The sequence below is a fragment of the Paenibacillus larvae subsp. larvae genome, from assembly GCF_002003265.1.
Taxonomy (GTDB): domain Bacteria; phylum Bacillota; class Bacilli; order Paenibacillales; family NBRC-103111; genus Paenibacillus_H; species Paenibacillus_H larvae.
Window position 1 is genome coordinate 2320328 of record NZ_CP019687.1, and the last position, 12510, is coordinate 2332837.

Below are 12510 nucleotides of genomic sequence, written 5' to 3' on the forward strand. Positions count from 1 at the left end.
ACCCCGCAGCAGACCGCTTGAGGGTTCTGAATCAGATCTATATCGAAACCAATTAGTTAAATGGTGTATCGGCAACTTTAATGGAATCCGTCGGGCAGCCGTCCTGGGCATCCTGCAGATCATCGTATAAATCTTCCGGAATTTCAGTTATGCCTTGGTTGTTATCGCCTTCGTAAATAACTTCGGCAAGTCCTTCATCGTCGTAATCATAAATATCCGGCGCAGTTGCTCCGCATGCACCACAAGCAATGCAGGTATCTTTCTCCACCCATGTGTATTTTGCCATTGTAAATTCCTCCTCTAAATATCCTCAAACTACAATATAATATAAAAGTTTGCAAAGTTCAAACGTAGTTTTTGACAGATTATGACTCCGTTTGACCAGGATTAAAGAGCTGATCCTTCTGTAAGGACGTTCCTCTTCTTTTATGGTTTCTCAGCAGCGTTGAAGGATCATCGCCAAGCATACCCGCGGTCAGGACCGCATTTTCACCAAATTTGTCCCTTAGGGAATCAAGTGCTTTGGTAAGCTGCTCTTTTTTGGGCTGCTGTTCGTAGCTGAACAAATCCAGTTGAATCGGCTTTTCTTCTTTATTCCCCAGACTCTGGAGAGTAATACCCAGCAGACGGATAGGCCTTCCTTCTTTCCAATGGCGGTCAAAAAGTTTGCAAGCCTCTTGATAAATATCGTCAGCATGTTCAGTCGGTACAGGCAGTGTAACTGACCTTGTTATAGTTTTCATATCCGGATCCCGGATCGTAATCTGGATGGTAGAAGCTACCAGACCCTGGCGGCGCATTCTCCGGGCCACCTGATCGGCAAGGTTTAGAAACACTCTTGTAACCTCAAGGCGTTCTGTCAGATTATAAGGAAGCGTGGTAGTATGCCCCACAGATTTGCTAGCTTCTCTCTGCGGGTTTACCGGAGAATCATCTAAACCGTTAGCCGCCCGTTTCAAATAAGAACCCTGTACACCAAACGTTTTCGTCAAAAAGGATTCCTCACAGGAAGCAAGCTGCCCGATGGTATGAATATTCAGCTTTTTTAGCTTGTCCGCTGTTCTTTTCCCTATACCAAACAGGACACCGCAAGGTTTGTTCCATAAAACATCCGGGACATCCCTGAGGCGAAAAACAAAAAGTCCCCGCGGCTTCTTCATGTCCGAACCCATCTTGGCCAACAGCTTGTTAGGAGCAATGCCGATGGAACATGGCAAATGCAGTTCATCCTGTATCCGTCTCTGAATCTCCCGGGCAATTTCCAGCGGTGTTCCGAATTGTTTAGACCCGGTTATATCTACAAAGCATTCGTCAATTGAAACAGGTTCCACCAAGGGGGAATAATCGTACACAATTTTTATGAATGCCTTGGAATACTGGCGGTATAAATGAAAGTCCGGTTTTATTAAAATCAAATCAGGACAAACCCGCAGTGCCTGCCTGACATGCATCCCGGTTTTTACCCCCTTGGCCCTGGCCGCATACGAAGAAGTAACGATAATACCTTTTCTCTGTTCGATGCTTCCGGAGACCGCAATGGGTTTTCCCTTATACTGTTCAGGATCCACAGCAGCATGTACCGAACAATAAAAAGCATTCATATCAATATGCAGGATAACCCGCCCTTTTTTCGGATAACTGTCATGCACTGAATTCATAGCAAGACTTCCTTATTTTATAATCATTTGGAAACGCTCTTTTATAAAAGGTAACCATTTCCGCCTCTATTATCAGCATACTTCCGCCCTTTTTGAAAATCAACAAGAAGCTGCCTTGTTTCCCTTACAATTCTTATCCATAAGCAGGAATTTGTGATATAATCAAGCAATATACTTGGACAGACGATTTTTGCGGATGGAGGGACAACAATTGCCTAAGTCAGTTCGGATTTTTGACACAACTCTAAGAGACGGCACACAGGGTGAAGGAGTTAGCTTATCTGTTGAAGACAAACTGAAGATAGCACACAAGCTCGATGAGCTGGGTGTCCATTATATTGAAGGCGGTTGGCCCGGAAGCAACAGCAAAGACATAGAATTCTTTGTCAGGGTCCGGGAGCTGAACCTGAAGCAAGCGAAGATTTCAGCTTTTGGAAGCACCCGGCGCAAAGGCATCAAGGCCAGTGAAGACATCAATCTAAACCGTATTATAGAGTCGGGTGTTGAAGTTGCCAGCATTTTTGGAAAGTCATGGGACTTCCATGTACACAAAGCTATTCAGACTACACTGGAAGAAAATCTCTCCATGATTCATGATTCCGTATCTTACCTGAAAAGCAAAGGACTTGAGGTCATTTATTTGGCCGAACATTTTTTTGACGGGTACAAACATAATCCCGCCTACGCCCTGGATACTATTCTTAAAGCCCAAGAGGGCGGTGCCGATTGGATTGTCCTTTGCGATACCAATGGAGGATCACTGCCTGATGAAGTGGCTAATATTGTAACAGCTGTTCAGCAGCCTTTAAATATACCGCTCGGTATTCACGCCCATAACGACTGTGAGCTTGGGGTGGCCAATACACTCGCGGCAGTAGCTGCAGGGGCCACTCAGGTACAAGGAACCATGAACGGTTACGGGGAGCGCTGCGGCAATGCGAATCTGTGCTCGGTTATTCCGAATCTCCAACTAAAAATGGGCCTTGAAGCCCTTGCACCGCAGCAGCTCGAACTGCTGACTCCGACAGCCCGGTATATCAGTGAAATTGCTAATATGCACATGCCTCTGAACCAGCCGTATGTAGGCACAGCAGCATTTGCCCATAAAGGAGGCATTCATGTTTCTGCCATTCTGAAAAATCCTACAACTTACGAGCATACAAAACCCGAATACGTGGGCAACAAACAAAGGGTGCTTGTCTCGGAACTCGCCGGACAAAGCAACCTGTTATCCAAGGCCCAGGAGTTGAACATGGAGCTGGACCCTCAGCATGAGGGCACCAAAAAAGTCATTCTGGAAGTGAAAAATCTAGAACATGAAGGTTATCAGTTTGAAGGTGCCGACGCTTCCCTGGAACTTCTTCTTCGTAAACATGTACACGGGCTTGAAGATATTTTCCGGTTGGAATCCTTTAAAATCCTGATGGAAAAAGCGGCAGGTAAGCCGGAAGAATCCGAGGCGTTTTTGAAAGTAAATGTTCACGGGAATTCCATGTATACAGCTGCTGAAGGACGAGGGCCTTTAAACGCCCTTGACTATGCTCTTCGAAAAGCATTGGAGCCGTATTATCCTTCCATCCGGAATATGCATCTGACCGACTATAAAGTCCGGGTGCTGGATGAGAAAGACGCATCGGCCGCTAAAGTAAGAGTATTGATCGAAACAACTAATGGGGAAACTTCATGGAGTACCGTCGGAGTCTCCGAAAACGTTATTGAAGCCAGCTGGAATGCATTGGTCGATAGTTTCCGGTATGCCCTGATCGGTAAAAAACCGCTTCCGATCGCACCCATGGAATATAAAGAACATGTTGGACTTGTTAACCATTAAGATACTTTTAAGAATTCAACAAGAAACTGCGTGCAGATGATCAATTTTCGATCAACCGCACGCAGTTTTTTAAATGGTTACCGGTTTACCGGTGTCTAATAAAACCGGGTGGTGGAAAATTCCGGTTATGAACCCGATTGGTGCTTCTGAATTTTTTTCTCAAGTTCCTTGGGCGGAAGCACATTAAATATTTCCACAATTTTTCCGTTCTTATCAATCAAAAAACTGGTTGGAATAGCAAGAATTCTGTAGGCACTTGCCACTGTGCCCTCTTTATCCAGCAATACAGGAAAAGGAAACTTGAATTCATCCACAAAGGCCTGAATATTCCGCATGCTGTCTCCTTGAGAAACATTGACTGCATACAAGTCCATTTTATCCTTATATTTGTTGTACAGCTGGACCAGGTCGGGTGCTTCAGTCCTGCAGGGCCCGCACCAGGATGCCCAGAAATTAACCAATAAAAGTTTATCGCGGCTGCCTCCTACATTATAACTTTTTCCATCGAGTCCCGTTAAGGAAAATGAAGGGGCGGAAGACCCTTTTTGGGGAGCTTCCTGCCCTTCGGCAATCTGAAGCCCTGCTGTATTGATCGCCTGGCTCATCGGCTGATTGGCATTATTCCCATTTTTATATACCGCAAAACCGACAAGCACTATCAAGAGGATACTTACGACAATATTCCTTTTAAACATAGTCCCTCCAAGCTATTTTGTCTTCTTCCTTTATTATCTCCAAAATGGCCGGAAAATTCCAATATCTTTCTCTTTTCTGACCGAATGGGGGACTTGCCTTAGGGAATCTTATACAAAGAGTGCGATTAATGTGAAGAAGCAGAGGTGGACAGCTTGGAACAGACAAAATCTAAAAGGCTACGTGTGGTTTTTGAAAGCGACATGAGGGAAGATGCCCATCCCGGTGAGCATTCATCTTCCCAGAGTTCGCAGAAATCAGGCCAAGATCAAGGGTCCAAGGGAAAACTGCTGGAATTTATGGCGATTGCTACAATTCCTTTAGTCCTTGTTCTGGGAAATTCCATGCTGGTGCCCATTCTCCCTGAACTGGAGAGCACCCTCGGCGTTTCCCGATTTCAATCCAGTTTGGTTATCACGTTATTCTCAATTACAGCCGGACTCGTTATTCCGGTCTCCGGCTATTTATCGGATCGTTTTTCGCGGAAAGCCATTATTATCCCGTCCTTGGTCATTTACGGGATTGCCGGTATATTAGCCGGCTTTGGCGCAATATGGAAGTCTTATACCATTATCATTATTGCCCGGGCCATTCAGGGGATGGGTGCAGCAGGGACTGCTCCTATTGCCATGGCTCTTGTCGGTGACTTGTATACCGGGGGAACAGAAAGCAAGGCCCTTGGCCTAACGGAAGCTTCAAACGGAGCCGGTAAAGTGATCAGTCCGATTTTAGGTTCACTATTGGCTATAATAGCCTGGTATGTCCCTTTTTTTGCTTTTCCTGTTTTTTGTGCAATCTCCCTGTTAGCCGTTATTTTTATCATAAAAGAACCGAAACGGGACCAGAAACCTCCCGAACTTAAACCATACCTGAAGAAAATTGGAAGCATTTTGAAAGACAAAGGGCGATGGCTCATCACTTCTTTTTTTGCAGGTTCTCTGGCCTTGTTTATCCTGTTCGGTGTTCTTTTTTACTTATCCGATGTACTGGAAGAAGCTCCTTATCACATTAAAGGGGTAAGAAAAGGTCTTGTTCTCGCTATCCCTTTGTTGGGCATGGTCGTGACCTCTTATACTACGGGAGCTCTCATTAAAAAGAACGGAACCGCCATGCGCTGGCTCATTAACATCGGGCTTGCTCTCATGACCGTTTCGCTTGGCGCCTCTATCTTCCTGTTTAATAAGCTGTATATCTTTATAAGCCTGCTGACCTTGAGCGGTATAGGAACCGGTCTTTTGCTTCCGTGTCTGAATACGATGATTACCGGATCCGTCAAAAAACAGGAACGCGGGATGATTACTTCTATTTATAACAGCTTGCGATTTATCGGTGTTGCTTTCGGACCCCCTCTTTTCGGATGGCTGATGGGCATTTCCCATCAATCTGTTTTCATTACGGTATCCATCCTGGCCGCCGTCACTTTGGGCCTGGCCTTCTTTCTCATTAAACCAAAGGGGAAAATTAATTGAATTCCGGCACCCGGACCTGGCAGTCGGGTGCTTTTTTTATATAATAAATCTATGATGACTACCTTATATATTTCAAAAAAAATGTTTAACAAGGTGAAACAATCCTGCCTGGAGCAAGCCCCACGGGAAAGCTGCGGATTCGTATATGGCAGCAAAAGAGAAAATGGGTTTCATGTCTCCTGGATCCGCCTGGTACCTAATGTCGCCGCTAATCCGACTGCACACTTTGAAATGGACCCCAGAAGCGTTATTCAAGCCCTGATGGAAGAAACCGCTCCAGAGAAAACCGGATTTTTAAGGAATACTGAATTAATTGGCATTTTCCATTCCCATCCGGAAACACCTCCAATCCCATCCATAGAAGATAAAACAACTTTTTGGCATACTCTGCCTACGTATTGGATTTTATCTCTTTTGCCCGGACTGGTTAATCCGCTTCATATATATGAAATGCCGTTTCCCTGTACACCGTACTCCGGAAACTTAGAGGAGCGGCTTTGCCGTATAAGATGGTGTTGAAGTTTCACATAGGCTAAGGTAAAATCGCACATTCATTATTACATTTGAAAATTTAGGTTGTTTTAAGGTTCTCATAGCCACAAGTTTTACAATGGATAGTATATAATCGTATATACAATACTCAACTGAAACAATTTTGTCATACAACAAAGCTATGAAAATTGTTTCAACTTCCTGTTTATGAAAACTATTACGTTTGACTGTACGGTTTCAATTCAGGTATCATTATAATAATAAGGAAGAAGAGTATGAATAAGTGTTGAGGTGATGGAGATGGGGATAAACCACTATATAAAATAGGCGAATTGGCCCAGCTGGCTGGTGTAAGCTCCAGGACTATCGATTACTATACGAAACTCGGTCTTATCCGTCCTGAGATGAGATCTGACAGCAATTACCGTTATTACAGTGACGATACCTTGGCCAGGCTTAAACGCATCGAAATGCTGAAAAAAGAGAAGTATAGTTTAGATGAGATTAAGGAAAAGCTTAAGCAGTGGGATAAAGCCCTTCAGCAACCGGACATGACGGATAAATTAACTTCTCTTCAACTGCATCTTGGACAATTGGAGAAGGAAGTGAAGGAACTGGAACCCATCATTCAGCAGCTGAAGCCGCGTCAAATGAAAAAAGTCTACAATCTGCTTACCCAGCCAACCGCAGCATGTATAGAAGCCCTGCTTTTCTTGCTAGGAAAAGGACCTTTCTCTTAAACAAACAGTTCATCATGAATGGAGGTTAGGCTATTGTTTATGCCATTTTATTTTCATCCAATGGATTTACTAATTTTTGTAGCATTCGGTATCTCAATGTGGGCTTCCTTCCGCGTGAGAGGAACCTTTAATGAATATTCGCAAGTCCAAACCATGTCCGGTATGACCGGTTACGAAGCGGCCAGAAGGATGCTCGATGTTAATGGTCTTCACGATGTACCGGTTGAGCCTGTCCAAGGAGCCCTTACAGATCATTATGACCCACAAGCCAGAGTAGTCAGATTATCGGAACCTGTTTATTATGAAAGATCCATTTCGGCCATTTCGGTTGCCTGTCACGAAGTAGGCCATGCTATCCAGCATAAGGTCAATTACCCGATGCTGGTCACCAGAAGCCAGATCTTCCCGGTTGCCAATTTTGCATCCGGTGTGGCTCCTTTTCTGATTCTGGCCGGGTTAATCTTTCAACAATTCAGCTTTCTGCTTCATATTGGCATCATCTTTTTCTCCGTAGCCGTCCTGTTCCAATTGATTACCCTCCCGGTTGAATTCAATGCAAGCAGCCGGGCAAGGAAGCTTATGCTGGATTATGGATTCGTAACCCGCGAAGAAGAGTACGGTGTAGGTAAGGTCCTGAATGCCGCTGCTCTTACGTATGTAGCTGCAGCCCTGATTTCCGTACTTCAGCTCCTGAAGTTTATTATGATTTTCAATAACAGGGATTGACAAAAGGTTCCAAAGCCTTAAGCTTTGGAACCTTTATTTTTCTTGTTCTGGTTATTCCGGTGTTTTTCAAAATAATCAATTAAGAAACGGCGAAACACTTCAGCCACTAGGGGGAGTTTCTCCCCTTTCCGTTTAATAATGCCGACCGTGCGTGTCACCTTCGGATCAATAATTTTTACTTTGGCCGGCTGAAGCTCTCCTTTATCGCGAAGAGCCATGGCAGGCAGCAGGCTGACCCCCATTCCGGCTGCAACAAGGCCCCTTATCGTGTCGGTTTCTTCCCCTTCAAATTCAATATCAGGTACAAATCCGGCTTTCATGCAGGCATTCATCGCAATGGCACGCAGCGAATAATCTTCACTGAACATAACAAAAGGCTCATCTTTTAATTGAATCAACCGGATTGCCTTTTCTCCTGCCAACTCGTGATTGGGGGGAAGTACGGCAAATAATTCTTCCGTCAAAATAATCTCACCCGAAACCTGATCATGATCTTCAGGATAAGGCGTAATAAAAGCTAAATCAATCTCGCCTTGAATGACATCCCGGATCAATGTATTATAGGTTCCCTGCTTCATTCGAAAGCGGACATTCGGATGATCCTTCCGAAAACGGGATACAAAATTGGGCATAAGCGTAATCACAATACTATGCGGAAACCCTATCCGGATTTCGCCCGCATCCGGATCCAGGAATTCATGAATTTCATTTACGGCTTTCTCCAAATCCAACAGGATTTCTTCCACTCTTGATAAAAAGAGACGCCCGACGGATGTCAGTTGTAAATTCCTTCCTTTTTGAACAAACAAATTAACGCCTAGTTCGGCTTCAAGCAGGTGAATTTGCCTGCTTACCGCAGATTGAGCCACGTGCAGTTCCTCCGCGGCTTGTGTAACGTGTTGTTTTTTCGCTACTTTCACGAAATACTGCAACTGTCTTAACTCCACATTTTCCTCCGTAAGATTTGTTCTTCGCAAACGTTCATAGTGTACAATAAAAGCAGGAATTGGACAATCTCCTTTTAGGAAGTTTATAATAGAATCAGTAACTTTTCTCACAGCATTTTTACATATTCCAAAAGGAGGATTTAGCATGACTGTAGAACGCAAAGAAGCAGCTACCTTCAAAGGCAATCCCATCACTCTTGTCGGACCTGAATTAAAAGCGGGCGATACGGCGCCTGATTTTAAACTGAATAAAGATTTGCTCACAGAAGTATCCTTGAAAGACTTCTCCGGTAAGGTCAAACTGATTAGTGTAGTTCCTTCCATTGATACAGGGGTATGCGATGCCCAAACCCGGCGTTTTAACGAGGAAGCTTCCAAACTTGGTGACAAGGTGCAAATTTTAACGGTAAGTGTCGATCTTCCGTTCGCTCAAGCCCGCTGGTGCGGAGCAGCCGGGGTAGATCGTGTAGTCATGCTGTCGGACTATAAATCCAAGTCGTTCGGCCAGGCTTACGGTGTACTGATCAAGGAACTTCAACTGGATATGCGCTCTATTTTCGTTATCGATGCAGAGGACAAGATCCGCTATGTTGAATACCTCGGTGAAATGACCGATCATCCTAATTACGACGCTGCCCTCGAAGCAATTAAGTCCCTTCTGTAAAAGATTTTGTAAATCAGGTCATACCAACTTATACCAAACAGTCAGTGAAAAACAGCAAAGGACTTCCTTTGCTGTTTTTATATGCTAAGTACGGATAACGTATTGAGCCAACTTTTTATCAAACATGTTATAAAGGTCGCGAATCGCCCGATAATTAGAACCGAGATCTCCTCGTGAACCGCGCGATGCAGAATAGATGTCAATGGCCGTGATAACAGGATTCACAGCAATTATAGTAAGGGTGATGTCCTGAGTCCGTCCTAGCATGGTTTTTTTCTCAAGCACAATTTCCCCGACATTTTTCACTTCATGAAGCAGTTTGTAACCGGGTGTTCTTTTTATGAGCGTCACAACTTCATTCCATACCAGCTCACCGGGTAATTTATAGTATCTCGTCTTTAATGCCGGGTCTTTGGCTTTCTCCCCTGTTGTCTCCTGACTTCTTACTATACCCACTAACGTTCTCTTAAGCAAAACCCTCCCTCCTTCAAGGTGAGTCCATACAATGTCTTCCTACATTAAAATTAATCTTACCATTGATTCCGGATAAGAAAAAGAGGATTAGGGAATAAAACGAAACTTATTTACATAAAAATGCGAGTTTATGGAAAACAAACAAAAACACTTTATTGTCTCGGAGATATTCTTTACTTTTAAACCGGACAAGTTTAGTGATCTACTCTACCAGCAGTCCCGGAAAAATCGTTTGATATAATAAATATATATTCAGGCAGGCTATAACAATGGCTACCACCCAGCTCAAATATGACATCCATTTCGGAGCTGCAAGCTCACCCATTTTGTATTTATCAGAAGTAAATTTCACAAGCGGAATAACTGCAAAAGAAAGCTGCAGAGACAAAATAACCTGACTGAATACGAGTAGATCAGCTGTTCCTTGTTCGCCATAAATAGCCGTCACAACAACAGCCGGAATAATGGCAATCAGCCGTGTTATAAGGCGTCTTAACCATGGCTTTAGTCGTATATTCAGAAAGCCCTCCATAACAATCTGTCCCGCAAGCGTACCTGTAAGCGTTGAACTCTGCCCCGAAGCAAGCAGAGCCACACCAAACACGATGCTGGCTGCCCCTGTTCCCAGCATAGGCCCCAAAAGTTCATAAGCTGCTTCAATATCACTGACTTCACGTCCAACCGTATGGAATGTAGCGGCAGAAACAATCAGAATAGCGGCATTAACGAACAACGCCAGCATCAAAGCTATGGAAGAGTCCCAAGTTGCGTAGCGGATGGCCGAGCGTTTTCCTTCTGTTGTCCTTTCATAATCACGCGTCTGAACGATCGAGGAATGCAGATACAAATTATGCGGCATCACCGTTGCTCCCAGAATGCCAAGGGCAATGTAAAGCATTTCAGGATTCTGTACAATTTCAGCTGTAGGGACAAACCCTTTCATCACTTCAGCAACATTAGGCTGAGACAAAGCTATGTCGAAAACAAAACAAACGCCAATCAATAAGATCAGGCTAATGACAATTGCCTCGATTAGACGGAAACCTTTTTTCTGAAGAAGCAAAACCAAAATGACATCAAATGCTGTAATAAGGACTCCATATAATAGCGGAATTCCGAACAATAATTTCAACGCAATGGCTGAGCCGATCACTTCAGCCAAATCGCAAGCCGCAATGGCAAGTTCACAAAGAAGCCATAAGGCAAAAGAAACCGGCTTAATGTAATGATCCCGGCAAGCCTGGGCCAGATCTTTCCCCGTTGCGATTCCCAACCTGGCAGATAGGGCTTGCAGTAAAATAGCCATCAAATTTGAGATGAGGATTACCGACAACAGAGTGTAACCGAACATGGAACCACCCGCTAAGTCGGTTGCCCAATTACCCGGGTCCATATAACCGACTGCAACCAGATAACCCGGCCCTATAAATGCCATAAACTTGCGTAAAAAGCTTCCTTTCTTAGGGACTTTCATTGTTTTATTTACTTCGGGTAAGCTGATGGAGTCCGTTTGATGCCGCCAACCTTTTTGCTGTTGTTTTTCTTTCTCTTTGATAACGGCGTCCATTTCCACCCCTTCTTTCGTTAATTCAATAATGTTGTCCGAGGGAAACTTTTATTTTAAAAAAATAGAGCTCCGCCTTGAACCAGTTTATTTCTTTTGCCTTGAAGTGGTGCACAATTCTTTTGGACCATCCTAAGACGAAGAGATTTCGTTGGCCTGGTTTGAATGGTACAAATTTCGGCGGAAATACAAAAATTGAACCTGAAGAAATCCTTCAGGCTCAATTTTATAACAGATTTAAAGGCTATCTCCCTCTACAGGGGCAGCTACTTGCCCTTCTGTTTTGTTCAGGAGCGGTTTATTCGGCAAATAGTGGGTTGTCTGAATATAACGTACTGTTTTGGTTTTCGCCCGCATTACGAGAGAATGCGTTTCCGCTTTTTCCCCTTTCAGATAGCGGACTCCCTTTAAAAAGCTGCCGGATGTTACACCCGTAGCCGCAAAAATAACATCGCCGGTTCCAACCATTTCTTCCATCGTTAAGATTTGGTACGGGTCCTTCATGCCCATCTCTATACACCGTTCATATTCCGCGGCATTACCGGGCATTAGTCTTGCCTGAATCTCTCCACCGAGACATTTCAGTGCGGCTGCCGCCAGAACTCCCTCAGGAGCACCTCCTGAGCCTACAAACAAGTCAATTCCGCTTTCCTCCATTGCAGGGGCAATTGCTCCGGCCACGTCCCCATCGCTTAAGAACTTGATCCTCACTCCAACCCGGCGCAATGCTTTCACAATTGGGTCATGGCGTTCCCGGTCGAGAAGCATAACCGTTAGATCGCTTATATTTTTGTGCAGCTCTTTTGCCGCAGTTTGCAGTGTCTTCTCAATTGGATCGGCAATGCTTACCTTCCCGGCCAGTTGTGGCCCGACAGCCAGCTTTTCCATATACATATCCGGAGCATGAAGCAAATTCCCCCGCGGCGCCATAGCAAGTACAGAAATGGCATTATCGAGACCTTGTGCGACTATATTGGTTCCTTCGAGCGGGTCAACTGCTATGTCCACTTCTATTCCCTGATTATTCCCAACCGCTTCCCCAATATACAGCATTGGGGCTTCGTCCATTTCGCCTTCCCCAATCACGACGGTTCCTTGAACGGAAACCGTATCGAACATTACCCTCATGGCTGTAGTAGCAGCCTCATCCGCTTCGTTCTTCTTGCCCCGTCCCATCCATTTCGCGGATGCGAGTGCTGCCGCTTCCGTAACTCTTACGACCTCCAAGGCCAGTTCTCTCTCCATAGTCGAC

At 44.6% G+C, this 12510-nt stretch carries 13 protein-coding genes; 6 read left to right on the top strand and 7 right to left on the bottom strand.

The window, feature by feature from the left end; all coding sequences use genetic code 11:
- Positions 1-52: 52 nt before the first annotated feature.
- Together BXP28_RS12025 and BXP28_RS12030 are read right to left on the bottom strand one after the other, a co-directional pair.
- The gene (locus tag BXP28_RS12025) at positions 53-286 is read right to left on the bottom strand and encodes a ferredoxin (protein ID WP_024093655.1); all 234 of its coding nucleotides are present in this window, start codon (positions 284-286) and stop codon (positions 53-55) included.
- A 79-nt stretch (positions 287-365) separates the two neighbouring features.
- Entirely contained in the window at positions 366-1658 is a 1293-nt protein-coding gene (locus tag BXP28_RS12030) for a DNA polymerase IV (protein ID WP_036655106.1), read from the bottom strand.
- 211 nt (positions 1659-1869) lie between these two features.
- Here BXP28_RS12030 and cimA point away from each other — a divergent pair, with 211 nt between their 5' ends.
- Positions 1870-3489 carry a citramalate synthase gene (gene cimA / locus BXP28_RS12035; RefSeq protein WP_036655107.1) on the top strand — a complete coding sequence of 540 codons (1620 nt, stop codon included), beginning with the start codon at positions 1870-1872 and terminating at the stop codon, positions 3487-3489.
- Between the two features lie 125 nt (positions 3490-3614).
- Here the strand turns inward: cimA and BXP28_RS12040 are convergent, their stop codons facing one another.
- Positions 3615-4184, bottom strand: a complete 570-nt coding sequence (locus tag BXP28_RS12040) for a TlpA family protein disulfide reductase (RefSeq protein WP_023483913.1) — start codon at positions 4182-4184, stop codon at positions 3615-3617.
- Positions 4185-4337: 153 nt separating this feature from the next.
- Here BXP28_RS12040 and BXP28_RS12045 point away from each other — a divergent pair, with 153 nt between their 5' ends.
- From BXP28_RS12045 to BXP28_RS12060, 4 genes are all read left to right on the top strand, one after another.
- Positions 4338-5651 (top strand): MFS transporter, encoded by a 1314-nt coding sequence (locus BXP28_RS12045; protein ID WP_036655110.1) that lies wholly within the window; start codon positions 4338-4340, stop codon positions 5649-5651.
- A gap of 93 nt (positions 5652-5744) precedes the next feature.
- Positions 5745-6170 carry a M67 family metallopeptidase gene (locus tag BXP28_RS12050; RefSeq protein WP_158225771.1) on the top strand — a complete coding sequence of 142 codons (426 nt, stop codon included), beginning with the start codon at positions 5745-5747 and terminating at the stop codon, positions 6168-6170.
- Positions 6171-6475: 305 nt separating this feature from the next.
- Positions 6476-6883 (top strand): MerR family transcriptional regulator, encoded by a 408-nt coding sequence (locus BXP28_RS12055; protein ID WP_023483916.1) that lies wholly within the window; start codon positions 6476-6478, stop codon positions 6881-6883.
- A 39-nt stretch (positions 6884-6922) separates the two neighbouring features.
- A complete protein-coding gene (locus BXP28_RS12060) occupies positions 6923-7609 on the top strand; it encodes a zinc metallopeptidase (RefSeq protein WP_036657023.1) in 687 nt (228 codons plus the stop codon).
- 17 nt (positions 7610-7626) lie between these two features.
- Here the strand turns inward: BXP28_RS12060 and gltC are convergent, their stop codons facing one another.
- A complete protein-coding gene (gltC, locus tag BXP28_RS12065; protein ID WP_024093650.1) occupies positions 7627-8556 on the bottom strand; it encodes a glutamate biosynthesis transcriptional regulator GltC in 930 nt (309 codons plus the stop codon).
- Positions 8557-8701: 145 nt separating this feature from the next.
- On the opposite strand from gltC, the gene tpx reads away from it, so the two are divergent.
- Complete coding sequence (tpx, locus tag BXP28_RS12070; protein ID WP_023483919.1) at positions 8702-9220, top strand: thiol peroxidase; 519 nt, start codon at positions 8702-8704, stop codon at positions 9218-9220.
- A gap of 84 nt (positions 9221-9304) precedes the next feature.
- On the opposite strand, the gene BXP28_RS12075 is transcribed toward tpx, so the two are convergent.
- The 3 genes from BXP28_RS12075 to glpX form a co-directional block, all read right to left on the bottom strand.
- The gene (locus BXP28_RS12075; RefSeq protein ID WP_036655118.1) at positions 9305-9694 is read right to left on the bottom strand and encodes a DUF1499 domain-containing protein; all 390 of its coding nucleotides are present in this window, start codon (positions 9692-9694) and stop codon (positions 9305-9307) included.
- 202 nt (positions 9695-9896) lie between these two features.
- Complete coding sequence (locus tag BXP28_RS12080) at positions 9897-11261, bottom strand: Nramp family divalent metal transporter (RefSeq protein WP_036655120.1); 1365 nt, start codon at positions 11259-11261, stop codon at positions 9897-9899.
- Between the two features lie 234 nt (positions 11262-11495).
- Entirely contained in the window at positions 11496-12503 is a 1008-nt protein-coding gene (gene glpX / locus BXP28_RS12085; protein WP_023483922.1) for a class II fructose-bisphosphatase, read from the bottom strand.
- Between the last annotated feature and the right edge of the window lie 7 nt (positions 12504-12510).

What these genes read in the sequence shown, in the direction of transcription:
- BXP28_RS12025 (WP_024093655.1), bottom strand. Translation starts at nt 286, where the DNA reads ATGGCAAAATACACATGGGTGGAGAAAGATACCTGCATTGCTTGTGGT.
- BXP28_RS12030 (WP_036655106.1), bottom strand. Translation starts at nt 1,658, where the DNA reads ATGAATTCAGTGCATGACAGTTATCCGAAAAAAGGGCGGGTTATCCTG.
- BXP28_RS12040 (WP_023483913.1), bottom strand. Translation starts at nt 4,184, where the DNA reads ATGTTTAAAAGGAATATTGTCGTAAGTATCCTCTTGATAGTGCTTGTC.
- BXP28_RS12060 (WP_036657023.1), top strand. Translation starts at nt 6,923, where the DNA reads ATGCCATTTTATTTTCATCCAATGGATTTACTAATTTTTGTAGCATTC.
- tpx (WP_023483919.1), top strand. Translation starts at nt 8,702, where the DNA reads ATGACTGTAGAACGCAAAGAAGCAGCTACCTTCAAAGGCAATCCCATC.
- BXP28_RS12080 (WP_036655120.1), bottom strand. Translation starts at nt 11,261, where the DNA reads ATGGACGCCGTTATCAAAGAGAAAGAAAAACAACAGCAAAAAGGTTGG.
- glpX (WP_023483922.1), bottom strand. Translation starts at nt 12,503, where the DNA reads ATGGAGAGAGAACTGGCCTTGGAGGTCGTAAGAGTTACGGAAGCGGCA.